General features: G+C 60.3%; 24 protein-coding genes and 1 pseudogene. 14 read left to right on the top strand and 11 right to left on the bottom strand.

Annotated elements, in window-relative coordinates; all coding sequences use genetic code 11:
• The first annotated feature begins 35 nt into the window (after positions 1–35).
• Both HMPREF3142_RS04300 and HMPREF3142_RS04295 read left to right on the top strand, forming a co-directional pair.
• Entirely contained in the window at positions 36–296 is a 261-nt protein-coding gene (locus HMPREF3142_RS04300) for a hypothetical protein (protein WP_012968279.1), read from the top strand.
• Positions 297–382: 86 nt separating this feature from the next.
• Positions 383–1,471 (top strand): AAA family ATPase, encoded by a 1,089-nt coding sequence (locus tag HMPREF3142_RS04295; protein WP_023322574.1) that lies wholly within the window; start codon positions 383–385, stop codon positions 1,469–1,471.
• A gap of 28 nt (positions 1,472–1,499) precedes the next feature.
• Here HMPREF3142_RS04295 and HMPREF3142_RS04290 read toward each other — a convergent pair whose 3' ends face one another.
• Entirely contained in the window at positions 1,500–2,765 is a 1,266-nt protein-coding gene (locus HMPREF3142_RS04290) for an MFS transporter (RefSeq protein WP_008804978.1), read from the bottom strand.
• A gap of 54 nt (positions 2,766–2,819) precedes the next feature.
• Complete coding sequence (locus HMPREF3142_RS04285) at positions 2,820–5,927, bottom strand: beta-galactosidase (RefSeq protein ID WP_070611664.1); 3,108 nt, start codon at positions 5,925–5,927, stop codon at positions 2,820–2,822.
• 196 nt (positions 5,928–6,123) lie between these two features.
• Here HMPREF3142_RS04285 and HMPREF3142_RS04280 point away from each other — a divergent pair, with 196 nt between their 5' ends.
• Positions 6,124–7,188, top strand: a complete 1,065-nt coding sequence (locus HMPREF3142_RS04280) for a LacI family DNA-binding transcriptional regulator (RefSeq protein ID WP_008804976.1) — start codon at positions 6,124–6,126, stop codon at positions 7,186–7,188.
• A 7-nt stretch (positions 7,189–7,195) separates the two neighbouring features.
• Here HMPREF3142_RS04280 and HMPREF3142_RS30105 read toward each other — a convergent pair.
• Positions 7,196–7,389 (bottom strand): annotated as a pseudogene (locus HMPREF3142_RS30105) (hypothetical protein); the annotation flags it as partial.
• 64 nt (positions 7,390–7,453) lie between these two features.
• On the opposite strand from HMPREF3142_RS30105, the gene HMPREF3142_RS04275 reads away from it, so the two are divergent.
• Positions 7,454–7,894: a GNAT family N-acetyltransferase gene (locus HMPREF3142_RS04275; protein WP_016160986.1), complete on the top strand. Its 441-nt coding sequence runs from the start codon at positions 7,454–7,456 to the stop codon at positions 7,892–7,894.
• 52 nt (positions 7,895–7,946) lie between these two features.
• On the opposite strand, the gene HMPREF3142_RS04270 is transcribed toward HMPREF3142_RS04275, so the two are convergent.
• Both HMPREF3142_RS04270 and ftrA read right to left on the bottom strand, forming a co-directional pair.
• Complete coding sequence (locus HMPREF3142_RS04270) at positions 7,947–8,162, bottom strand: DUF4177 domain-containing protein (RefSeq protein WP_004205985.1); 216 nt, start codon at positions 8,160–8,162, stop codon at positions 7,947–7,949.
• Positions 8,131–9,228, bottom strand: coding sequence for a transcriptional regulator FtrA (gene ftrA, locus HMPREF3142_RS04265; RefSeq protein WP_032730305.1), 1,098 nt, complete (start codon positions 9,226–9,228; stop codon positions 8,131–8,133). The genes HMPREF3142_RS04270 and ftrA overlap by 32 nt, the downstream gene beginning before the upstream one ends.
• 67 nt (positions 9,229–9,295) lie before the next feature.
• Here ftrA and HMPREF3142_RS04260 point away from each other — a divergent pair, with 67 nt between their 5' ends.
• The 7 genes from HMPREF3142_RS04260 to urtE all read left to right on the top strand — a co-directional run bounded on the left by HMPREF3142_RS04260 (position 9,296) and on the right by urtE (position 16,602).
• Positions 9,296–9,694 carry a rhodanese-like domain-containing protein gene (locus HMPREF3142_RS04260; RefSeq protein ID WP_023297584.1) on the top strand — a complete coding sequence of 133 codons (399 nt, stop codon included), beginning with the start codon at positions 9,296–9,298 and terminating at the stop codon, positions 9,692–9,694.
• A 148-nt stretch (positions 9,695–9,842) separates the two neighbouring features.
• Positions 9,843–10,946 (top strand): cobalamin-independent methionine synthase II family protein, encoded by a 1,104-nt coding sequence (locus HMPREF3142_RS04255; protein WP_012541782.1) that lies wholly within the window; start codon positions 9,843–9,845, stop codon positions 10,944–10,946.
• A 170-nt stretch (positions 10,947–11,116) separates the two neighbouring features.
• Entirely contained in the window at positions 11,117–12,388 is a 1,272-nt protein-coding gene (gene urtA, locus HMPREF3142_RS04250) for an urea ABC transporter substrate-binding protein (RefSeq protein ID WP_012968272.1), read from the top strand.
• 61 nt (positions 12,389–12,449) lie between these two features.
• The gene (urtB, locus tag HMPREF3142_RS04245; RefSeq protein ID WP_004179758.1) at positions 12,450–14,024 is read left to right on the top strand and encodes an urea ABC transporter permease subunit UrtB; all 1,575 of its coding nucleotides are present in this window, start codon (positions 12,450–12,452) and stop codon (positions 14,022–14,024) included.
• A complete protein-coding gene (gene urtC / locus HMPREF3142_RS04240; RefSeq protein ID WP_008804969.1) occupies positions 14,024–15,097 on the top strand; it encodes an urea ABC transporter permease subunit UrtC in 1,074 nt (357 codons plus the stop codon). Before urtB ends, urtC begins: the two co-directional genes overlap by 1 nt.
• Positions 15,097–15,894 (top strand): urea ABC transporter ATP-binding protein UrtD, encoded by a 798-nt coding sequence (gene urtD, locus HMPREF3142_RS04235; protein ID WP_070611661.1) that lies wholly within the window; start codon positions 15,097–15,099, stop codon positions 15,892–15,894. The genes urtC and urtD overlap by 1 nt, the downstream gene beginning before the upstream one ends.
• A 9-nt stretch (positions 15,895–15,903) precedes the next feature.
• The gene (gene urtE, locus HMPREF3142_RS04230; RefSeq protein ID WP_070611659.1) at positions 15,904–16,602 is read left to right on the top strand and encodes an urea ABC transporter ATP-binding subunit UrtE; all 699 of its coding nucleotides are present in this window, start codon (positions 15,904–15,906) and stop codon (positions 16,600–16,602) included.
• Between the two features lie 35 nt (positions 16,603–16,637).
• Here urtE and HMPREF3142_RS04225 read toward each other — a convergent pair whose 3' ends face one another.
• A complete protein-coding gene (locus HMPREF3142_RS04225; protein ID WP_012541779.1) occupies positions 16,638–17,120 on the bottom strand; it encodes a helix-turn-helix domain-containing protein in 483 nt (160 codons plus the stop codon).
• Between the two features lie 129 nt (positions 17,121–17,249).
• A complete protein-coding gene (ydeE, locus tag HMPREF3142_RS04220) occupies positions 17,250–18,446 on the bottom strand; it encodes an efflux MFS transporter YdeE (RefSeq protein ID WP_070611657.1) in 1,197 nt (398 codons plus the stop codon).
• Positions 18,447–18,640: 194 nt separating this feature from the next.
• Between ydeE and eamA the strand changes: the two genes are divergently transcribed.
• Complete coding sequence (gene eamA, locus HMPREF3142_RS04215) at positions 18,641–19,540, top strand: O-acetylserine/cysteine exporter (RefSeq protein WP_008804965.1); 900 nt, start codon at positions 18,641–18,643, stop codon at positions 19,538–19,540.
• A 46-nt stretch (positions 19,541–19,586) separates the two neighbouring features.
• Here the strand turns inward: eamA and marB are convergent, their stop codons facing one another.
• From marB to marR, 3 genes are read right to left on the bottom strand one after another with little or no spacing between them, the layout of a single operon-like run.
• Positions 19,587–19,805, bottom strand: a complete 219-nt coding sequence (marB, locus tag HMPREF3142_RS04210; RefSeq protein WP_008804964.1) for a multiple antibiotic resistance protein MarB — start codon at positions 19,803–19,805, stop codon at positions 19,587–19,589.
• A 40-nt stretch (positions 19,806–19,845) separates the two neighbouring features.
• Positions 19,846–20,220 carry an MDR efflux pump AcrAB transcriptional activator MarA gene (gene marA, locus HMPREF3142_RS04205; RefSeq protein ID WP_002904397.1) on the bottom strand — a complete coding sequence of 125 codons (375 nt, stop codon included), beginning with the start codon at positions 20,218–20,220 and terminating at the stop codon, positions 19,846–19,848.
• A gap of 19 nt (positions 20,221–20,239) precedes the next feature.
• Positions 20,240–20,674, bottom strand: coding sequence for a multiple antibiotic resistance transcriptional regulator MarR (gene marR, locus HMPREF3142_RS04200; protein ID WP_008804963.1), 435 nt, complete (start codon positions 20,672–20,674; stop codon positions 20,240–20,242).
• Positions 20,675–20,935: 261 nt separating this feature from the next.
• On the opposite strand from marR, the gene HMPREF3142_RS04195 reads away from it, so the two are divergent.
• Entirely contained in the window at positions 20,936–21,604 is a 669-nt protein-coding gene (locus HMPREF3142_RS04195; protein WP_002904403.1) for a MarC family NAAT transporter, read from the top strand.
• Positions 21,605–21,674: 70 nt separating this feature from the next.
• Here the strand turns inward: HMPREF3142_RS04195 and HMPREF3142_RS04190 are convergent, their stop codons facing one another.
• Positions 21,675–22,874: a sugar transporter gene (locus HMPREF3142_RS04190; RefSeq protein WP_008804962.1), complete on the bottom strand. Its 1,200-nt coding sequence runs from the start codon at positions 22,872–22,874 to the stop codon at positions 21,675–21,677.
• Between the two features lie 201 nt (positions 22,875–23,075).
• Between HMPREF3142_RS04190 and HMPREF3142_RS04185 the strand changes: the two genes are divergently transcribed.
• Positions 23,076–23,867, top strand: a complete 792-nt coding sequence (locus tag HMPREF3142_RS04185) for a PhzF family phenazine biosynthesis protein (protein WP_012968269.1) — start codon at positions 23,076–23,078, stop codon at positions 23,865–23,867.
• The last annotated feature ends 52 nt before the right edge of the window (positions 23,868–23,919 follow it).

Below are 23,919 nucleotides of genomic sequence, written 5' to 3'. Positions count from 1 at the left end.
TTCGCCAATGATATACGCCATCCCGGGAGGAACTGGTGCACCCGATAATTAAGGTCATGCTGGTGGGAGGTAAGGCCGACGGGCTGTTGGTCAGCGTCGCCGATGACGCGACCGAGGTCTCGGTGACGCCTGCGCAGTACGGTGCGCTATCCGGGCAACCGCTGAGCTATCGTATTGTCAGTCAAACCATTGACGATGAACGCTATTATTTTGGCGTCTTCAGTGAAGCCCATCAGGATAGCGACAAGCTGACGCGGGTCGCCCTGACCCGTGGAATGAAAAAAATGTTCTGTTAAACCCTGCCCGAATGAGGGCGTGAGAGGGTATCCCTGGCGCCGCTCTGCTACTGTGGCAGCCTTCTATTTCCAGGGCAGGACCTATGATGATTCAGTACATCCGTATTCAAAACTTTCGCTCGGTCAGGGATATCGCGCTGGAGCTCGGGCCGCTGAACATTGTCTTCGGCCCCAACGGCTGCGGCAAATCCAATATTTATAACGCCATCCACCTGCTGACCGCCGCCGCTGACGGCAAGCTGTCGGGGTTTATCAGCGAAGAGGGCGGTCTGGAGAATATGATGTGGTCCGGGGAGCGTTCGCCCGTTGATCGTCATCCCCGCCGTCTGCAAATCGCCTGCCGGACCGACAGCTTCGATTATGAGCTGCAGATAGGCTTCCCGGAAAAATTGCCCTATCCGACGCAGTTCATGCTCGATCCCATCGTTAAAGAAGAGAACATCTGGCTGGCCGGCTACTCCCGCCGGCCTTCCTCCCGCGTACTGCAGCGTAAGAATCAGGCGGCGTTTCTCGTCGATGTGACGGGGGAGAAAAGTACGTTCACTGAGAGCATCTATGAAAACGAGTCGGTGTTCGGTCAGCTCGGCGAACCGCATCGTTTTCCCGAGGTGTCGCGGGTGCGGGAGACCCTGCGCCGCTGGCGGTTTTACCATGAGTTCGCTATCGGCCGCCATTCGCCGCTGCGTCAGCCGGCCGTGGGGTACCGTTCGCCAGTGCTCGACAGCGATGGCCATAATCTGGCGGCCGCCTTTCAGACCATTGTCGAGATCGGCGCGGAAGAGATTTTGCACGAGATCCTCGCCGACGCCTTTCCTGGCTGCCAGTTTTACTGTGAAAACGAGCAGTCACGTTTCGCCCTGAAAATGCGTCGCGAGGGGATCCGCCGCCCGCTGCTGGCGGCGGAGATGTCTGACGGTACGCTGCGCTTTTTGTGCCTCGCCGTTGCGCTGCTCAGCCCGCGCCCGCCGGCCTTTCTGGCGATCAATGAACCGGAGAACAGCCTGCATCGCGACATGTTGCCCGCGCTGGCCCGGCTGATTATCGAGGCCTCGCGCTACAGCCAGATCTGGCTGACCAGCCACTCGGCAGAGCTGGCGGAGCTGATTGCCGCCGGGGCGCCTTGTCAGCGCTATGCCCTGGAGAATCGCGGCGGGGAGACGCGGATTGTCGAGTGAGTCCCGTCGTCCCTGACGGGAGCCGGAGTCAGGCGGGGGTCTGCGTCCCCGCTGCTGGCAGCAGATTTTTCCCGCCCCGTAAGGTAAAGAACGAGAGCAGGGTGAAGCTCAGGGTGATACACCCGAGGATCAAATAAGCCTGATGGAAGCCGACGGTGTCGTACATCCGGCCGACCCAGGCGGAAAGCACCACCCCGGAAAGCTGTTTCGACAGGTTAAAGCCGATCAGAAACAGGGTGGCCGAGAGCCGCGGGTTAAAGGCGGAGGAGATATATTTAAAGGTCCCGACCAGCAGGAAGGGGATCTCAAACATATGCAGCATCTTGAGGATCACCACCTCCACCGCCGATGAGGCAAAAGACGACCCGAGAATACGCACCGACATGATCATCCCCGCCGTCAGCAGGGCGTTTTTGGCGCCGATGCGGTTAACGATGGCCGGGGCGCAGAACATAATTAGCGCGTTGAGCAGCTCGCCGCCAGTGGTAACAAAGCCAAACACTTCGGTACCACGCTGCGGGCTGGCGAAAAAGCTTTTGAAAAAGTTGGCGAACTGCTGGTCAAACACGTCATAGACGCTGGCGACGCCGATCACATAGACGATAAAGCCCCAGAAGCGCGGCATACGCAGCAGCTCTGCCGCCGTGCGCAGCGAAAAGGCCTGGCGATTGGCGCCCAGCGCTTCGATAACCTCGGCGCTGTTGCTGCTTTCCGGTCGCGACAACCAGAGCAGCAGACCGAGCACCAGCGCAAAACCGGAGGCGATCCAGAAGGTGATGTTGGGATCGATGCCGAACAGCACGCCGGTTATCGAGGCGCACAGCGCCCAGCCGACGCAGCCTGCGACCCGCACTTTGCCATATTCAAAGCGGTTGGCCCGGCTGACGCGTTCGATATAGGCTTCCACCGCCCCGGAGCCGCTGGAGAAAACAATCCCCAGATAGATCCCGCCCGCCAGCGCCCCGGCGATAATATTCATTTGCAGCAGCGGTGAAAAAACGAAAATAAAGAACGGTGCGAACAGAATTAACAGCACCGTAATAGTCCACAGCAGATGTTTGCGCAGGCCGAGCTTATCCGACATCAGGCCAAACACCGGCTGAAAAATAATGGCGAATAACGAAATAGACGAGAAAACGATCCCGGTTTCCGTTTTGGTTAAATGGTTAACGTCCGCCAGCCACACCGGAAAAAACGGAAAGTAGGCCGACATAATGAAATAGTAAAAGAAAAAGAACAGCAGGAAATAGACAAAATTATGCCGTTCTCGTGGCGCCAGTTCAGAGAATTTCATCACCATGATCCCTTGCTATTCTGTTTGTAGGGTGGGGGCTGTCGCCCCCACGGATTAAAGGCAACGCAAAAAGACCTCGTACTGCCAGCGCGTTTGACTCAGGAGCCACTGCGGTAGCACGCTAGGGGTCCAGGAGTCATCGCCGCCCACCCCCATATGCAGGCCGTCGAGGGTGATCCACACGCCGTCTTCGGCCTGCATCTTGTGCCAGTGGTCGGTCTCCATCAGCTGACGGGTACTCCACGGCTGAACGGAGAAGTGGAAATGACCGCTGACGTGCCAGCGTCCCCAGTCCAGCGCCTGGGTATCACAGCGCAGGCCGTTTTCCGTCGGGAAGATGTAGGGCGTCGTCATCGCCGCCAGCGGCTGCTCCCAGCGGGCGAAGCAGGCGCTGCTCCGCCGGTCGGGGTAGTTCTCATGCGGCCCCAGCCCCAGCCAGCTCACCGGCGCCTGCTGATCCGCCACCTGGAAGTGCAGCCCGACCCGCGGCAGCGGCGGCAGGGTTTCTGCCCGTTCGCCGTCCACCGCCAGCCGCAGCGTACCGTCCGCGGTGAAGTGCATGCGCCAGTGGCTGACAATCACTACCTCTTCGCCGCGCAGATAGTGCCAGCGGCAGTCGACGAGGGTTTCATTTGCCAGGCGCTGCGCGTCGCACTGGACGCAGTGCGCCTCAAGATCGTACAGGCCGGCGCTTTTCCAGCGCTCCACCCAGGCGTTGGGGTCGATACGCTCTACTTCGCTGACCCCGATGTCGTTGTCGAGCGGCGCGCGAATAAACTGGTCACGCAGGGGGGTCAACAGCTGCTCCTGACCGCCAACCGACCAGCGGCTCAGCAGACCCGTCCGGCGATCGATGGTCCAGCATTGCGAACCGGCGCGGATCTGCCAGACCTCGTCGCTGACGATAAGATCCGGAGCGCCGGCAGGAACGGTGGGCGCCGGCAGCGCCAGCGGGGCGGGCAGGGGAAACTGTTGCCAGGCGACGCGGTGATCCGCTTCTGACCAGGCGGTCGCCCGGGGCTGGGTCACCTCCAGCGTCAGCCACACCGCGCGGGCGCCTTCAGGCAGGATCAGGCTGTCGAGCAGCGTTATCTCGTCGCTGCCCTCAGGGGTCAGCGCAAGGGTCAGGTTGCCGTGATACAGTGTTTCACCGGCCGACTGCACCTGCCAGCGCACCACTTCGTTATCGGTTGGACGGAACAGGTATTCGCTGGTGATGCGCACCCGCAGCGGCGAGGTCGACAGCAGCGTGAACTGAAAATACTGCTGGGCGTGCTTCGCCTCCACCAGCGACGGATGCGGCGTGCGATCGGGAAACACCAGACCATTCATACAGAACTGGCGATCGTTAGGCTTATCGCCAAAGTCGCCGCCATAGGCCCAGCCGACGCTGCCGTCGTCAAAGATTTTGCGGATCGCCTGGTCGGCCCAGTCCCAGATAAACCCGCCCTGTAATCGCGGATACTCGCGGAAGGCCTGCCAGTAATCGGCGAAGTTGCCGAGGCTGTTGCCCATCGCGTGGGCATATTCGCAAAGGATCAGCGGCCGCTGCTCGCCGGGCAGGCTGATCCATTTTTTGATCCCCCATTTGGGTACCGCCGGGATCGGCTGGTCGCGTTCGACGCGGGCGTACATCGGACAGATAATATCGGTGGCGGTGGTATCCGCGCCGCCGCCCTCGTACTGCACCGGACGGCTCGGGTCGTTGCGTTTCAGCCAGTGGTACAGCGCTTCGTGGTTGCCGCCGCCGCCGGACTCGTTGCCCAGCGACCAGATGATAATGCACGGATGGTTGCGGTTGCTCTGTACCATCCGGGTGACGCGGGCGCTGAAGGCTGGCAGCCACGCCGGATCGTCGGACAGCCGATTCATCGGCACCATCCCGTGGGTTTCAATATTAGCTTCATCGACCACGTACAGACCGTAGCGGTTGCAGAGTTCATACCAGCGCGGCGCGTTGGGGTAGTGCGAGCAGCGCACGGCGTTAAAGTTGTTCTGCTTCATCAACAGAATGTCCTGCACCATATCCGCCTCGGTGACCACCTGACCGCGCAAATGATGATGCTCATGGCGGTTAACGCCGCGGATCAGCAGCGGTTTGCCGTTGAGACGCAGCAGGCCATCGACAATCTCGATGCGGCGAAAACCGATGTCCCATGCTTCGGCCTCCAGCAGTTCGTCGCCGCGCCACAGGGTGACCACGGCGCGATAACAGTTTGGAGTTTCCGCGCTCCAGTGCGCCGGCGCCGTCACCGCCAGAGCAAAATCGACCCGTTCCGCGTAGTGGCCGCGTTCATCCACCGCCGGGGTGCCTAACGGCTGCCGCCCGGCGGCGACCTGCTCCTCGCCACGCCACAGGCTAACCCCGACGCTGAGCCCGGCAAGGGCCGCCTCTGTCGCTTCGACGGTCGCCTGGACCTGCAGAGTGCCATCGCGGTAGAGGGCGTCGAGGGCTGGCGTCAACTGCACGTCGCATAGCCGTTGCTGCGGCTTATTCAGCAGCCACACCGAGCGGAAAATGCCGCTCATTCGCCACATATCCTGGTCTTCCAGCCAGCTGCCGGCGCTCCAGCGCATGACCATCACGCACAGGCGGTTGTCGCCCGGGCGCAGGAAGGGGCTGAGATCGAACGCTGCCGGCAGGCGACTGTCCTGCGAATAGCCGACCCAGACGCCATTGCACCACAGATGAAACGCCGAGTTGACGCCATCGAAAATAATCTGCGTCTGTCCATCCGCTTGCCAGGTTTCTTCGATCTCAACGTGCAGGGAATAACAGCCGGTCGGGTTATCCTCCGGCACCCGCGGTGGCGTGGTATCGATGGGATAGCGGACGTTGGTGTAGATCGGCGCGTCATAGCCCTCCATCTGCCAGTTGGAAGGCACTGGCGTGCTGCGGCTGTCCGGCAGGTCCTGCGTCAGCCACTGCGCATCGACGGCAAACGGGCTGCGGGCGTAAGCGAACTGCCACTCGCCGTCCAGCTGACGACGGCGTGTGGAGGGATGGTTATCCCGGGCGGCAAGCTCATCGCGCCAGCTGGCGAAAGCGGGATGCGCCGGCAGGCGGTTAAGGTGGGTAATGGTCTGGTTCTGCCAGTCTTCACGGGCGAGGACGGCGTCAAAGTTGGGCATGTGGCTGTGGCCGGTATCGCTAATTTGCATTTTAATCCCCGGTAAGTCAGAAAATGTCGTTCGCTAAACAGGATGATTAACGTTATCGGGTAATTTGTTTTTTCCAGCAATCACGCTGAAAATGAAATGAACAGACGATCACGAAAGCGGGGGCAAAACGCTGTTTTTTGTCGTGCGTTAAACATAAAATGTTAGCGCACGACATTGTTATCGCTGAGGAGAAAAGATGCCGCGTCGTACCGCAACCCTTGAGGACGTCGCCCGCGCGGCGGGTGTGTCCCAACAGACGGTCTCCCGGGTGCTGAACCGTCCTGAGGTGGTGTCAGCCCGCACCCGGGAGCAGGTGATCCGCGCGATGCAGACGCTGCACTACGTGCCTAACCGCTCGGCGCAGCTGCTTGCCGGCAAGGCGGCGCCCTCCATCGGGCTGATTACCGCCTCGCTGTCGCTGCATGCCCCCTCGCAGATCGCCGCCGCGATAAAAAGCCATGCCAGCCTGCATCAGCTGGAAGTGGCGATAGCGATGCCGGCGCAGGCCGATTTTGTCGCGCTGCAGGCGCGGCTGGATGAGCTGCGCGCCCAGCATATTCGCGGGGTGATCGTCAGTCTGCCCCTGGAGAGCGCCACCGCCGAGCGGCTGGTGCAAGAGAACCCGGATATGGCCTGCCTGTTTCTTGATGTCTCTCCGGAGGCCGATGTCTGCTGCGTGCGCTTCGACCACCGCGACGGCTGCGGAGCCTGCGTACGCCACCTGTGGGAGCTGGGGCATCGCGAATTCGGCCTGCTGGCGGGGCCGGAAAGTTCGGTTTCCGCCCGTCTGCGCCTCGCCAGCTGGCGCGAGGCGCTGCACAGTCTGAATATCGCTCGCTCAACAACGGTGTTCGGCGACTGGAGCGCCGCCAGCGGCTGGCAAAAAACGTTCGAGCTGCTGCATCTGCAGCCGCGGATCAGCGCGATTGTGGTGGCGAACGATCAAATGGCGCTCGGCGTGCTCAGCGCGCTCGCCCAGCTTAATCGCAGCGGTAGCCGGGCGGTATCGGTGACCGGCTATGACGACACCGCCGACAGTCTCTACTTCCAGCCGCCGCTCACCACGGTGGCGCAGGACTTCGATCTGCTGGGCAAGAGGGCGGTGGAGCGGCTGATCGCCCTGATGGCGGCCCCGCAGCTGCGGATCCGCGAGCTGCTGCCGACCCGGCTTATTGTGCGCCAGTCGGCCTGGCCCGCCGCCGTCGCGGAGGATCAGCAGCAGACCCTCGCGCAACTGAAAGCGCTGGTGGAAAAACTTTAGCGCAGGCCGTTGAGGCTTTATTGAGGTTGACTCTGTTAACCTCGTCATCAAACGTAGAGAGGTCAGGATTATCTGTCTGCGAAAAATGCAAAACACAATCTATCCATGCAAGCATTGATTTACCGCCAGTCATATGGCGGTTTTTTTTTGCCGTCGCCCGCCTCTACCGTTTTCTTCCGTTCGCCTTTCCGCCTGGCATATCCTGCCGCGGCATGCTAGATCTTGCTTCCGGGGCTCCATCCGGGAGACGACGGGAGGCAAGGGTATGATGGTGATAGAGGGTAAAGAGGCGATCGCGCGGGTGGACTGGCAGCGGGTGCGAACCATTATCGCCGAGGCCGGATTGAATGAGCGCGATGTTCAGCAACTGGAGCAGGCGTTCCGCCAGAGCACCTTCTGCTGGTTTGGCTATGAGAACGGCCAGCTGATTGCCGTGGCGCGAGCCATCAGCGACTGTACCTGGAGCAGCTATCTGGCGGATGTGGCGATCGTCCCCGAACGTCAGGGGCAGGGTTACGGACAACAGTTGATGCTGGCCATCCGGGAGCAGTTGCTTCCCTTTGGCAAAATTTTTATCTATGCGGTCGCCGATAAAATTACGTTTTATCAGCGCTTTGGTTTTGCCATGCTGACCACCGGCATGGTCTGCGCCAGCGAGGAGGGCATGCAGAAAATGCAGGAGCAGGGCTATATCCGTCGGCCCTGAAAGCAGGCGCTTAGAAACGCCTGGCTTAAACGTGTAAACCAGGCGCAGGCTGTCAGAGGGGGCGTTCGAGCACGAAAAGATACGCTTCCCGCGACCAGAACAGGGCGGTGCGGCGGCGCTCCACCGACATGGTTTTCACTTCCCATCCTTCACGGGTATAGCTGCTGAGAAACTGGCTCATCTTGTCAGGGTCCGCCTTGGCTTCGCCAAAAAACAGGCTGCCCAGCAGCCCCTCTTTATAGATCACTACCCGACACTCTTTCTTCATCATCGACCCTCCTGGCGACCCGTTTACTGTGGCCGTCTATTGTCCGTTGCCGCGACGATTTTGCAATCGGAGAAGTAGCAAACTGTTTCCGGTACTGCAGCGGACTGAGCGCGAAGTGCTGGCGAAAATGGTGACGCAGGGTGCCGGCGCTGGCAAACCCGCAGCGCTCAGCGATCTGATCGATGGACATCGTGCTCTCCGTCAGGTGCTGGCGGGCGCGCAGCAGCCGCTCGTCCAGCAGCCAGCGGGCGGGTGTTTTACCGGTGGCCTCCTCAAAGCGGCGCAGGAAAGTGCGTGGTCCCATGCCGGCGCGCTGGGCGAGGGAAGCGACGGTATGGCTGGCGGCAAGATGCTGGTGCAGATAGTCAAACAGCTGCCCAAGGCGCTGGCTCTCCCGGCTGCGGGCTACCGGGCGCAGGACCTGCTGCGCCTGACCGCCGTCGCGATGGGGAGAGACTACCAGGCGGCGGGCGACGACGTTGGCGGCTTCGCTGCCGAAATCCTCGCGCACCAGATGCAGACAAAGGTCGATCCCCGCCGCGCTGCCGGCGGAAGTCATCAGCAAAGCATCGCCCACGTAGAGCACATCTTCCACCACCTGGATCTGCGGGAAACGCGACTGCAGCGCCGCGGTGTAGCGCCAGTGGGTCGTTGCCTGGCGGCCATTGAGCAGCCCGGCGGCGGCGAGAACGAACACCCCGGAACAGATGGAAATAATCCGGCATCCGCGGGCGTGGGCGGCAACGAGGGCGGCGCACAGCGCCTCGGGGACCGGGGCGTCGACACCGCGCCAGCCGGGGACCACAATCGTATCCGCCTGGGCGAGAAGTTCAGGCCCGCCGTCAGTCATCAGGCGGATGCCACCGGTAGCGCACAGCGGCCCTTCATCGACGGCGGCGACGGCAAAGTGGTACCAGTTGTCACCCATTTCCGGGCGCGGCAGGCCGAAGATCTCCACGGCTACGCCAAACTCAAAGGTGCACAGGCCATCGTAGGCGAGGGCGACCACCTGATGACGTGACGGTGTCACAGAAGGGGTTGTCAGGATGTTAGCGTTTTCTGTCATAGTTGTCGGCAGATCAGGGTGATGGGCGTCAGTAAAGTAGTGTTATCACAGACAAGGAGAAGACGCCATGAGTGTAGTAACCCAATTTCCCCCTGCCACCTCCGCTGAGGCTATCCGCTGGTTCCGCCATAAGTTGCATCTTGAGACCGACTGCGCCGATGTGCACAGCGCCCAGCGTGCCGGCGAGGTCGACTTTGTCCTGCTGCACGTGGTCGGCAGCGAGGAAGCCTTCGCCAGACGTCACTTACCAGGCGCGCAGCATCTCCCGCACAGCCAGATCACCGCCGAGCGAATGGCCGCCTGGCCGGCGGAGACCCTCTTTGTGGTCTACTGCGCCGGGCCGCACTGCAACGGTGCTGACGTTGCCGCGCTGAAGCTGGCTGAGCTCGGGCGGCCGGTGAAAATGATGCTCGGCGGACTCACCGGCTGGGAAGATGAGGGCTATGCGTTTGTTTCCGGTAAATGAAAATATTTCATGCACCATGAAATATTCTCGTTTGCGACCCACCACTCTGCATGCCAGTATCTGGACATATAGCCATCCAGAAGTCTAAAAATTCAAATAATGAACTATCACGGTGGGCAACTAACGCGCCCACCGCTAAGGAGACAGCATGCAACGTCAACAGGCCCCGTTCCGCGCAGACATCGTCGGCAGTTTTTTGCGCCCGGACAGCATTAAACAGGCGCGTCAGCAGCTGGCTGAGGGGATTATCGACGCCGGTCAGCTACGCGAAATTGAGAATAACGCGATCCGTCATCTGGTTCAGCAGCAATGCGACTGCGGCCTGCATGTGGTCACCGACGGTGAGTTTCGGCGCGCATGGTGGCATTTCGATTTCTTCGATGGCCTGCAGGGCGTTGAACGTTACGATGCCGAGCAGGGGATCCAGTTTAACGGCGTGCAGACCAAAGCGCACGGCGTTCGCGTCACCGGCAAGCTGGCGTTTGGCGACCACCCGATGCTGGAGGACTTCCGCTATCTGAAAAGCATCAGCGGCGACGCGCAGCCGAAGATGACCATTCCCAGCCCGAGCGTGCTGCACTTCCGCGGCGGGCGGAAAGATATTGATGCCACCGTTTACCCGGATCTTAGCGACTACTTCGACGATCTGGCCACCACCTGGCGCGACGCGATCCGCGCGTTTTATGACGCCGGCTGCCGCTATCTGCAGCTGGACGATACCGTGTGGGCCTACCTGTGCTCCGATGCCCAGCGTCAGCAGGTACGCGAGCGCGGCGACGATCCGGATGCGCTGGCGCGCATTTATGCCCGGGTGCTGAACCAGGCGCTGGAAGGTAAGCCGGCCGATCTGACGGTGGGCCTGCACGTCTGTCGGGGTAACTTCCGTTCAACCTGGATCTCGGAAGGCGGTTACGAGCCGGTGGCCGAGGTGCTGTTTGGCGGCGTCAATGTCGATGCCTTCTTCCTTGAGTATGACAACGACCGCTCCGGGGATTTCGCGCCGCTGCGCTTTATTCGTCCTGGCCATCAGCAGGTGGTTCTCGGACTGATCACCACCAAAAATGGCGAGCTGGAGAATCCGCAGGGGGTGAAAGCGCGTCTCGCTGAGGCCGCGCAGTATGTGCCGCTCGAGCAGATCTGCCTGAGCCCGCAGTGCGGTTTCGCCTCTACGGAAGAGGGCAATGCCCTCAGCGAAGACCAGCAGTGGCAAAAAGTCCGACTGGTGACGTCGATCGCCGCCGACGTCTGGTAATAACTTTCTTAGCGCAGCGTTGCACCGTGATGAGGCAACGCTGCCGTCCCCACCGTCTCCGCCGCCCACCTGTCCCGCATCCTGCTGTTTTCACAACCTGGCACCGTTTTTGCCTTATCACCTCTGGTTAGCTGTTAATTCTTTATTTTTGCGCTACTCAGGAGTGAATCATGCAACGTAGAACGTTATTAAAAGCTTTTGCACTCTCCGCCTCTGTAATGGCTATGGGTCTTTCATTCCAGGCCTATGCCGCCGACACCATCAAAGTCGGGATCATGCATTCGCTCTCCGGGACGATGGCGATATCCGAAACGCCGCTGAAGGACGTCGCGCTGATGGCCATCGACGACATCAACGCCAAAGGCGGGGTACTGGGCAAGAAGCTGGAGCCGGTGGTGGTCGACCCGGCCTCCAACTGGCCGCTGTTTGCCGAGAAGGCGCGCCAGCTGCTGGCCCAGGATAAAGTGGCGGTGGTGTTTGGCTGCTGGACATCGGTCTCACGTAAATCGGTGCTGCCGGTGTTTGAGGAGCTGAACGGCCTGCTGTTCTACCCGGTGCAGTATGAAGGGGAAGAGATGTCCCCCAACGTCTTCTATACCGGCGCGGCGCCTAACCAGCAGGCTATCCCGGCGGTGGAATACCTGCTAAGTGAGGATGGCGGCGGCGCCAAACGTTTCTTCCTGCTGGGGACGGACTACGTCTATCCGCGCACCACCAACAAGATCCTCCGCGCCTTCCTGCATGCCAAAGGGATCCAGGACAAAGATATCGAGGAGGTCTACACCCCGTTCGGCTACAGCGATTACCAGACCATCGTCGCCAATATCAAAAAATTCTCCGCCGGCGGCAAAACGGCAGTGGTCTCCACCATCAATGGCGATTCCAATGTGCCGTTCTACAAAGAGCTGGCTAACCAGGGTCTGAAAGCGACCGATGTGCCGGTGGTGGCCTTCTCGGTGGGGGAAGAGGAGCTGCGCGGCATCGATACCAAACCGCTGGTCGGCAACCTCGCGGCATGGAACTACTTTGAGTCCGTCGATAATCCGACCAACAAAGCCTTCGTCGCCGACTATCGCGCGTACGCCAAAGCGCACAAGCTGCCGAATGCCGATACGGTGGTGACCAACGATCCGATGGAAGCGACCTGGGTGGGTCTGCATATGTGGGCGCAGGCGGTGACCAAAGCGGGCACCACCGATGTCGATAAAGTGCGCGAGGCGATGGCCGGGCAGACCTTCAACGCGCCGTCCGGTTTTACCCTGACCATGGATGCCACTAACCATCATCTGCATAAGCCGGTGATGATCGGTGAAATTGAAGGCAACGGCCAGTTCAACGTGGTCTGGCAGACCGATAAACCCGTTCGCGCGCAGCCGTGGAGTCCGTGGATCCCCGGTAACGATAAGAAACCTGACCATCCGGTGAAAACCGTCAGCCAGTAAGCGCCAGGGCCGGCGGGGCTGGAGCATAGCGCCCGTCGGCCGCTGACCAGAGGAGAACGACATGAACGCATTGCGTCTCATGAATGTGTTGGCGCTACTGCTGATCCTGCTGCCATGGCGGGCGCAGGCCGCGGAGGCGGACGACTTCGTTGCCGCCAGTCGCAGCCAGCAGGCGCAGCTGTTGACCCAGTGGGCGGCAGCGCCGCAGGCGGATCGTCTGCCGCTGCTGCGGGCGTTGACCACCGAGAGCCTGGTGATGGACGACGGAAAACATGCTTTCCGCACCCGACAGGGCGGATTACAGCCATTGGGCGCTGTCGCCGCGCCGCAGGGCGAAACCCGACCGGTCCGTCTGACCAACAGGCTGCGCAATCTGGCTGCCGGCGCGCTGGCCAGCCACCTTATTTTAAGTGACAACGTCACGGAGAGAGCTTCCGCCGCACGAACGCTACAGCGGGAAGCGACCCCGGCCATGGCCGCGCTGCTGCAACAGCGGCTGCAGGCGGAAACCGATGATAATGTGCGGGGTCTGCTGGAGGTGGCGCTGGCGCGCCTGCAGCTCACTCAGCCTGAGGCCAGCGCGCGGCTGGCCGCCGTGACGCTGCTCGGCCATTCCGCGGACCCGGAAACCCAGGCGCTGCTGATCCCCTTTACCGATGCCCAGCATGAGCCGGATGCGGCGGTGCGCGAGGCGGCCAGCGACAGCCTGCAAAAGATCAAACATCGTCTGCTGCTCGGCGATCTGCTGGGCCAGGCCTTTATGGGGCTGTCGCTGGGATCGGTGCTGTTGCTGGCCGCGCTGGGGCTGGCGATCACCTATGGCCTGCTGGGGGTGATTAACATGGCCCACGGTGAGATGTTAATGATCGGCGCCTACAGCTGCTGGCTGGTACAGCAGGCGCTGGCGCAGCTCGCGCCGCAATGGCTGGCCTTTTATCCGCTGGTCGCGCTGCCGGTGGCGTTTCTGGTGACCGCCGGGATCGGCATGGCGCTGGAGCGCACCATTATTCGTCATCTGTATGGTCGGCCGCTGGAAACGCTGCTCGCCACCTGGGGGATCAGCCTGATGCTTATCCAGCTGGTGAGGATGCTGTTTGGCGCGCAGAACGTGGAGGTGGCAAACCCGGCCTGGCTCTCCGGCGGCGTGCAGGTCCTGCCGAACCTGATCCTGCCGTGGAACCGGCTGGCGGTGCTGGCGTTCGTCCTGCTGGTGCTGTGTTTTACCTGGCTCATCCTGAACCGTACCCGTCTGGGGATGAACGTCCGCGCCGTGACGCAGAACCGGGCGATGGCCGCCTGCTGCGGCGTGCCTACCGGGCGGGTGGATATGCTGGCCTTTGGCCTCGGCTCCGGTATTGCCGGGCTGGGCGGCGTGGCGCTGTCGCAGCTTGGCAACGTCGGGCCTGAACTGGGTCAGGGATACATCATCGACTCGTTTCTGGTGGTGGTGCTGGGCGGCGTCGGCCAGCTGGCCGGCAGCGTGGCGGCGGCCTTTGGGCTGGGCATTTTCAACAAAATTCTCGAACCCCAAATGGGCGCGGTGCTGGGCAAAATCCTGATCCTGGTGATGATTATTCTGTTTATTCAGAAACGCCCGCAGGGCCTGTTCGCGCTGAAAGGGAGGGTTATTGACTGATGAGCCAACCAATCACCTTAACGCTGGCGCAGCGCGCGCCGCGGCCTCTGCGCTGGCTGGGGATCCTGCTGGTGCTGGGGCTGCTGAGTATGCCATTCCTGGCGCTGCTGCCGGCCTCGCATCCGCTGGCGGTGCCGAGCTGGCTGCTGACGCTGAGCGGCAAAATCCTCTGCTACGCCATTGTGGCGGTGGCGCTGGATCTGGTCTGGGGCTATGCGGGCATGCTGTCGCTGGGGCACGGGATCTTCTTTGCCCTCGGCGGGTACGCCATGGGGATGTACCTGATGCGCCAGGCGGCGGGCGACGGTCTGCCGGCGTTTATGTCTTTTCTCTCCTGGAGCGAGCTGCCCTGGTTCTGGTGGGGCACGCAGCATTTCGCCTGGGCGATGGCGCTGGTAGTGCTGGTTCCCGGTCTGCTGGCCCTGGTTTTCGGCTGGTTTGCCTTTCGCTCGAAGATCAAAGGGGTCTATTTCTCGATCATGACCCAGGCCCTGACCTATGCCGGTATGCTGCTGTTCTTTCGCAACGAGACCGGGTTTGGCGGCAACAACGGCTTCACCGGTTTTACCACGCTGCTGGGTTTTCCGGTCACCGCCACCGGCACCCGCGCCACCCTGTTTATGGCCACGGTTTTGCTGCTGTTGCTGACCCTGTGGCTGGGCTCGGCGCTGGCGCAGAGTAAGTTTGGCCGGATCCTCACCGCGGTACGTGACGCCGAAAACCGGCTGATGTTCTGCGGGTACGACCCGCGCGGCTTCAAGCTGCTGGTATGGACGCTGTCGGCGGTGCTCTGCGGTCTGGCGGGGGCGTTATATGTCCCGCAGGTCGGGATCATCAACCCCAGCGAAATGTCGCCGACCAACTCCATCGAGGCCGCCATCTGGGTCGCGCTCGGCGGGCGCGGCACCCTGATCGGCCCGGTGCTTGGCGCCGGGCTGGTCAACGGCGCGAAAAGCATTTTCACCGTGGCGATGCCAGAGTACTGGCAGCTGTTTCTGGGCCTCATCTTCATCATCGTGACCCTGTTTTTACCCCGCGGAGTGATGGGCCTGCTGCGTCGAGGAGACCGCTAATGCAACCGGATGAAGGACTGTTTACCCGTCAGCTGTCCGGCGATCGCTTTCGCGAACAAACCGATCCGGTGCTGCAGCTGGAGAATATCAACGTCAGCTTTGACGGTTTCCGGGCGCTGACGGATCTGTCGCTGGCGATAGGCGTCGGCGAACTGCGCTGTGTGATCGGCCCCAACGGGGCGGGCAAGACCACCCTGATGGATGTGATCACCGGCAAGACCCGGCCGCAAAGCGGCAAAGCGCTCTATGACCAGTCGGTGGATCTGACTACTCTTGACCCGGTGGCCATCGCCCGCCAGGGCATCGGGCGCAAGTTTCAGAAGCCGACGGTCTTCGAAGCGCTGACGGTGGCGGAAAATCTCGCCCTGGCGATGAAGGGAGATAAATCGGTGTGGGCCAGCCTGCGCGCCCGGCTAAGCAGCGAACAGGACGATCGGCTGAATGAGGTGCTGCGCCTGCTGCGTCTCGACGGCGAGCGCTACCGCCAGGCCGGTCTGCTGTCCCATGGCCAGAAACAGTTTCTTGAGATCGGCATGCTGCTGGTGCAGGAGCCGCATCTGCTGCTGCTTGATGAGCCGGCGGCCGGCATGACCGATGCGGAAACGGAGTATACGGCGGAGTTGTTTCGTACCCTGGCTGGACAGCACTCCCTGATGGTGGTGGAGCACGACATGGGATTTGTCGAGACCATCGCCGACCGGGTGACGGTCCTGCATCAGGGCCAGGTGCTGGCGGAGGGATCGCTGCGGGAGGTGCAGGCCAATGAGCAGGTCATTGAAGTTTATCTGGGACGTTAAGGAGCGCCAATGTTACAGGTGAGTCAGCTACATCAATACTACGGCGGCAGCCATATTTTGCGTGGGGTGGATTTTTCCGCCCGCCAGGGCGAAGTCACCTGCCTGCTGGGGCGCAATGGCGTAGGTAAGACCACGCTGCTGAAATGCCTGATGGGGCTGATCCCGGCGCGCAGCGGTGAGGTACGCTGGCAGGATCAGAACATCACCTATCGCAAACCGCACCAGCGGGTGCAGGCCGGGGTCGCCTACGTTCCCCAGGGGCGCGAGATATTTCCGCGCCTGACGGTGGAAGAAAACCTGCTGATGGGGCTGTCGCGCTTTCCTGCCCGCGAAGCGCAGCAGGTGCCGGAGGAGATCTACCAGCTTTTCCCGGTGCTCAAGACCATGAAGCAGCGGCGAGGGGGTGACTTATCCGGCGGGCAGCAGCAGCAGCTGGCGATCGGCCGCGCGCTGGCCAGCCGTCCACAGCTGCTGATCCTCGATGAACCCACCGAGGGGATCCAGCCCTCCGTCATCAAAGAGATTGGCGAAGTGATCCGCCAGCTGGCGAGCCGGGGGGATATGGCGATCCTGCTGGTGGAACAGTTCTATGACTTTGCCGCCGGGCTGGCGGACCACTACCTGGTCATGTCGCGCGGCGCCATCGTCCAGCAGGGCAAGGGCAGTGATATGGAGAGCGACGGCGTGCGCGCCATGGTGACCATCTGACCAGGCCGGCGGCGTGCGCGCCGCCGGTTTGCGGGCTATTTGCGCAACAGCCGCTGCAGGCGCGCCTGGCGCCAGTTTTTGATCCATTCGCCGAACACGAACAGGCGTAATCCTCTCACCACCAGCAGGGCGCCCCAGATCAGGGCGACCCAGCCGGACCAGTAATACTGTGGATTAGTGAAGCGGTTAAGCACCGCCAGCAGCACGCAAACCACCAGCGCCACCGACAGCGAACGGAAAAAGCGGCTCTCCTGATGCACCCGCGCTTTGGCTTCCTCTATGCGCAGATCCAACGAGGCTTCCGGGCCCGGCGCACCCTCCCGCGAGGCTTCGCCGCCGATCTCGGCCACCGTGACCTCAAAGACCGCGGCGAGGGCGCTGAGGGTCTCCAGCCCCGGGCGTTCTCCATTCTCAATGCGCTGGATCGTGCGGACGCTGAGACCCGCCATTTCGGCCAGCTGCTCCTGGGACCAGGCGCGCTGTAGCCGTAATTGTTTGACTTGATTGTTGCTGTTCATATTCGTATGCTCCATGACGTTCTGCGGATGTAAACCTGTGATGGAGTATGGTGAACCGGGCCGCCAGCCACCACGACAGCGACCCGACAACGGCCCGACATCAACCCGACAGCCGCATGCCAGCTGGTGTCAGGCGTTAGCCAGCGGACAATCCGGCTGCCAGGGACGGGCATTCATCCCGCGGAAAATCATCAGCCAGGCGGCGACAATCGCCACGATAAGAATGACAAAAAGCGACCAGTGCGGCAGATGGGTGAGGATCATCCCGGTGAACATCGGGTTGAATGCCGCGCCCAGCCACCCCAGCGACTGGGCGGAGAAGTAGCTGGCCTTCATCCCCGGCGGGGCAATATGGTCAATCAGCATATACTCCCCGGGGGCATAAATCACTTCCCCGAGGGTGAAGATCGCCGCCGAGATCCCCCACGCCCACAGGCTGGCGCCAGAGAACATAAAGCCCACGAGGCCGATAACAAAGCAGACGGTGCCGAAGGTCATCAGCGGGCGAATATTTCTGGCGCTCAGCCGCCGGCCAACCGCGTACTGCAGAGCAACCACCACCGCGGCGTTAACCGGCAGCACCACGGCCACCACTTTCTCGGCGAAGTCGCTGCTGGCGACCACCAGCACATACTGCGAGAGGCAGGAGGCGAAAGCGCCGCTGACGAAGGAGGCCAGCAGCCCGGAACAGGTAAACCACAGCAGCGCCCGGTCACGCAGCAACACTGAGGGAGACCAGGCAGCAGCGCCCGGCTGGGCCGCGGCGGCCCCATCCCGCTGGAGAAACAGCTGAATAAACACCAGTGGAAAGGCGGCGCAGGCGGCCGCCAGCCAGAACGGCAAGTTGATGCTGTGCATCACCAGCAGCGTGCCGATGGGCGGCCCGACGGTCCAGCCGATATTGAGGATGGTATAGTTCAGCGAGAAGATACGCGCTTTTTTCTCCGGCGTCAGTCGGTCGGCGAACCAGGCTTTTAGCACGGTGGAAAACACCGAGTAGGCGCAGTTGATCAACGCAAAGAAGATCACCACCAGGATAGCGTTATTGACCAGCGGTATCGCGCTAAATCCCAGAATAAACACCAGCACTGACCACACCATATAGCGCTTTTTGTCGAACTTATCCGCGAGGATGCCAAAGCCCATGCTGAACAGCACGCCGACCACCAGCGCCAGCGACAACGCGTAGCCAATCACATCGACATCCAGCTGATAACGTCGGGTGAGGGAGATAGTCATAAACGGCAGTGTGGCCCCGCGGCCAATAGTTAGCAGTAACGACGATGCCAGCAGCGCGATGGTGGAGCGCCTGAGAGTGGTGATCATGATTTCCTTGCCTGTCATGTTGTTATAATTTTACGTCTTCGATCACAAATAACACGCTCATTACGCCTTGTACAGGTCAGCCCGGTCGCCGGTCGCACTTCCTGGCCTGCCAAAAATAATGATCTATCCTGGCGGCCGCTTTTTGGTTACTTTGATTTTGTTCACAAAAATTCTAATAACGACAGAGGCAGGGTATGACGAGGAAAGATGGACTGCTGGCGCTGCTGGTAGTGGTGGTGTGGGGGCTTAACTTTGTGGTGATTAAGCTGGGATTACACAATATGCCGCCGCTGATGCTGGCGGGGCTGCGCTTTATGTTGGTCGCCTTCCCGGCGCTGCTGTTTGTATCCCGCCCGGCTATCCCGCTGCGCCTGCTGCTGGGTTATGGCCTGACCATTAGCTTTGGTCAGTTTGCCTTTCTGTTCTGCGCTATCGGCCTGGGTATGCCTGCCGGGCTGGCTTCGCTGGTGCTGCAGGCGCAAGCCTTCTTCACCATCATTCTCGGCGCCTTCGTCTTTGGCGAACGTCTGCAGGGCAAGCAACTGGCGGGGATCGCCCTGGCGATCTTTGGCGTGCTGGTGCTGGTGGAGGGCAGCCTTGGCGGGGAGCATGTGCCGCTGGTGGGCTTTATGCTGACCCTGGCGGCGGCGCTCAGCTGGGCCTGCGGTAATATCTTCAACAAGAAAATCATGTCGCATGCCGCCCGGCCGCCCATTATGTCGCTGGTGGTGTGGAGCGCGTTGATCCCGGTGCTGCCGTTTATGCTGGCCTCATGGCTGATTGATGGCCCGCAGACCATGCTGGCGAGCCTGCAACACATCGATCTGCTGACGATACTGTCGCTGCTCTATCTGGCGTTTATCGCCACTATCGTCGGCTATGGTATCTGGGGATCGCTGCTGGGGCGCTATGAGACCTGGCGGGTGGCGCCGCTGTCGCTGCTGGTGCCGGTGGTGGGGATGGCCAGCGCTGCGCTGTTGCTGGGGGAGACGCTGAGCGGACTGCAGCTCACCGGGGCGGTACTGATTATGGCCGGGCTCTATATTAACGTCTTCGGCTTACGTCTGGTGCGGCCGGGTATGGCGCGCGGATAAAAAAAAGCCCCGAAGAAGGGGCTACACAATTATGCGTGTAATGGCATCACAGGTCGTGCTGCTGGTAGTACGGCACGCCCAGTTCGTCGGATTTATCACTGCCAGCCGCCATATGATTGAAATCAAATGGCGAATCGTTATGTTCCGAAGGGATAATCATTGTATCACGCTGGTTTTGACGCACCGGCGTGGTGTTTTGCTCCGCATAGCTGAGGCTGGAGACCAGCGACAGGAGTACGATAGCTGCGGCAGCGAATAATTTCATGATTTCCTCAATACGTCTTTGATAATACAGGCGATTAACATCAGTTATTTAGCGGATGCAGATAGCGGGATTCGCCAGGTACATTCGTTATGCGATACTTGTGGGGCGGAACATCGAAATAGTTCTTGAACGTTCGCGTCAGGGTCTGCTGCGACTCGAAACCGTAGCGTTCCGCCAGGTACAAAATGGGCTCATTGCTCTGCTTGAGCTTTTGCGCAATCTCCGTCAGCTTGCGGCTGCGGATGTACTGGCCGAGGGAATGGCCGGTCTCTTTCTTAAACATACGTTGCAGGTGCCACTTGGAGTAACCTGAACGCTCAGACACTTTTTCCAGCGACAGGGGCGATTCCAGGTTATCCTCGATCCACGACAAAATACTATGGATAGTGATGGCGTCATTATTACGTCTGGACATCATCTTACCTCTTCTTATTTTACGGCAGGACCTTCTTGAGTAGTTGCTCAAGCGCGACGACTTCGTCCGCCGACAGATTTTTTGTTAACTCCTGGTGTAACTTCTGACCCACAACCTGATGACACTGCTCGCAAAGGGCTGCGCCGTCCGGTGTCAACTGCACCAGCACGCCGCGCTTGTCAGCGGGGTTGGGTAACCGTTCAATCCAGCCTTTGCACGCCAGGCGGTCGAGCATACGCGTCATCGCGCCCGGGTCGACGGAAAGCACGGTTTTCAGCTCAACGGGGGTAATACATACCTCGCAACGAATGGAACAGAGCACGCGAAACTGGGTCGCGGTAATATCCATGGGTGAGAGGTAGTCGTTGAGCAGGCGATCTTTTTTCTGGTTAACCATCTGGATCAAGCGGCCCAACGGGATCATTTCATTAAACAGGTCGCTGGTACTTTTCATGATGGTTGCCCAGGCAAGTAATTAGTTGCAGGTGATACTATTGCCCAGGCAATCATAAGTCAACATTATGAATTGGCCGATGCCACGATTTGCTAAAATAAAAAAATCTGACGTGGGTCACTGTTTGTGGTTTTGCTAACGCTTGTTAATTTTTAGCGGAAGTGGTTTATCAGCAGGCTGGCGGCGAAAGTGTCGAAGCCGGTATACTCACGGAACGAAACAATACTTAAAAAATGAATATTAACGGGACTTTAATTAACTATGTTCGATTTGTTTAAAGCAATAGGGCTTGGCCTGGCGGTGCTTTTACCGCTGGCAAACCCACTCACAACCGTGGCGCTGTTCCTCGGCCTGGCGGGCAATATGAACAACGCCGAGCGGAACAAGCAGGCGTTGATGGCATCGGTGTATGTGTTCGCCATTCTGATGGTGTCGTGGTATGCCGGTCAGGTGGTGATGAATACATTCGGCATATCAATACCTGGGCTGCGTATCGCCGGGGGATTGATTGTGGCCTTTATCGGTTTCCGCATGCTGTTCCCCCAGCAAAAAGCCCACGATTCGATGGAAGCGAAGATCAAATCGGAAGAACTGCAGGATGAACCGACCGCCAATATCGCCTTTGTGCCGCTGGCGATGCCAAGCACCGCCGGTCCGGGAACCATTGCGATGATTATTAGCTCCGCCTCGACCGTTAAGCACGGCGTGGACTTCCCGGAGTGGGTGGTACTGGCGGCGCCGCCGATCATCTTTTTGCTGTTAGGGGTGATTCTGTGGGCTTGTCTGCGCAGTTCCGGCGCGATTATGCGTCTGGTAGGCAAAGGCGGCATCGAGGCCATTTCGCGGCTGATGGGCTTCCTGCTGGTCTGTATGGGCGTGCAGTTTATTATTAATGGCGTGCTGGAGATCATTTCGACCTGGCACCCCTGATCGCCCCGGATGGGATGAGAGACAACAGCCTGCCGGTAGCCATGCCGGCAGGCTTTTTTATCACGGTAACTCAGGAGTGGTGCGGTTGATGGTCTTCCAGCGATACCGGCCAGCGGCGGAAGATCATCAGAGACCATACCAGCGCGGCCAGCGCCGGGATGGCACCGATGTAGCCGATGGAAGCCATCGACAGATGCAGACTCACCTGGCTGCCCACCAGCGCGCCAGCGCCAATACCAATATTAAAGATGCCCGAGAACAGGGACATGGCGACGTCGGTGGCATCCGGCGCGGAAGCCAGCACTTTTACCTGCATACCGAGGCCGATAATCATGATCGCCACGCCCCAGAAGATACTGAGCAGCATCAGATGATGTGCATTGTCCGAGGCAGGCAGGAGCAACAGCAGGCAGGCCAGCAGCAGGCCGATAGCGATGCTAATCAGCCCGGAAGCGTGCTGGTTGCCGAGCTTACCGAACAGAATGCTGCCGATAATACCGGCCCCGCCGAGGATCAACAGCAGCACGGTAGCAAAGTTGCCGCTCAGGCCCGCCACCGTCTGGACAAAGGGCTCGATATAGCTGTAGGCGGTATAGTGGGCGGTCACCACCACCACGGTCAGAATATAAACGCTGACCAGCGCCGGGCGGCGGAACAGCACCGGCAGGCTTTTCAGCGAGCCAGAATGTTCGCTCGGTAGCGTCGGCAGCAGTTTTACCAGACAGGCAAGGGTGGCTAACGCGCCGAGGCCAATCGCCAGGAATGTCATTCGCCAGCCAAAATACTGGCCGATGATGCGGCCAATCGGAATACCGAACACCATCGCCAGGGCTGTACCGGTGGCGATCAGGCTCAGCGCCTGCGCCCGTTTGCCAGGCGGCGCCATACGGATGGCCAGCGCTGAGGTAATCGACCAGAAAACCGCATGCGCAAAAGCGATGCCAATGCGGCTAATCACCAGGACGTCAAAACTCCACGCAAAAAACGACAGAACGTGGCTGGCAATAAACAGAATAAACAGGCCGATGAGCAGCCGCCGGCGCTCCATTTTGCTGGTCAGCAGCATAAACGGCAGCGACATCAGCGCCACCACCCACGCATAAATGGTGAGCATCATGCCCACCTGGGCGGTTTCCATGCCGAAGCTGCCGGCAATATCGGACAGCAGACCGACAGGGGCGAATTCTGTGGTGTTAAAAATAAACGCGGCGATGGCCAACGTCACGACACGTAGCCACGCTACCTTGCGTGAGACCGTATTCGTAGTCATAAGCTCTGGACGGGTGATTCAAGGGAAGATGTGACGGTGATCTTAAAACGATTACTGGCGAAAAGACAATCATTTTGTGATCTGCATCTCATTTCGCTGCAAGTGGCTGGCCGCGGTTAAGCAATTAATTTTGCTATGGATAGTGTCAGGGGAGCGCTTTTATGTCATGTTGAAGGAAAGTAAAAAAAGTAAGGACAGTGTATGCAGGAAATTCAATTTTATCTGGTCGATGCCTTCAGCGATAAAAACTTTGGCGGTAATGCCGCGGCCGTTTGCCCGCTCAGCGAGTGGTTAGCGGACGATGTATTGCTGAAAATGGCCCAACAGCATAACCAGTCCGAAACGGCGTTTTTCGTCCACACCGACGAAGGCTATGAGCTGCGCTGGTTTACCACGCTGGGCGAGATCAACCTCTGCGGCCACGCCACCCTGGCGACGGCGCATGTTATTTTCGAGTATCTTGACCATCCCTCGGCGACGATTACCTTCAGCACCCGTTTTGTCGGTGAACTGCGGGTGACCCGCAGCGGCGACTGGCTGACGCTCGACTTCCCGGCGTGGACGACCACCCCGGTGGACAACCCGCCGGCGGATCTGCTGGCCGGACTGGGGCTTGAGTCTGCCGTCGAGGTGCGGGAAGGGCGTGATTATCTGGTCGTGCTGGCGGATCGCCAGCAGGTTGAAGCGGTGCAGACCGATATGGCACGTCTGCAGAAGCTCGGCAAAATGATCTGCGTCAGCGCGCCGGATGAGGAGTATGACTTTGTCAGCCGCTTCTTCTGCCCGGGTGAAGGGGTGCCAGAGGATCCGGTGACCGGCTCCGCCCACAGCATGCTGATCCCCTGGTGGGGCGAAAAGCTGGGGAAAACCACCATGATGGCGCGCCAGGTTTCCGCCCGCGGCGGCGACCTGCGCTGCCAGTGGCAGGGCGACAGGGTGCTGATTAGCGGCCAGGCCACCACCTATCTGCGCGGAACGGTTTACCTGCGTTAATCATCGCCACCGCGTCGCCCCGGGGAGCGGTAATCTACTTCCGCTCCCCGGG

The organism is Klebsiella sp. HMSC16C06, assembly GCF_001808325.1.
GTDB classification, from domain to species: domain Bacteria; phylum Pseudomonadota; class Gammaproteobacteria; order Enterobacterales; family Enterobacteriaceae; genus Klebsiella; species Klebsiella variicola.
The sequence above is the reverse complement of the archived record's forward strand: the minus strand, read 5'-3'. Positions and strand labels throughout refer to the sequence as shown.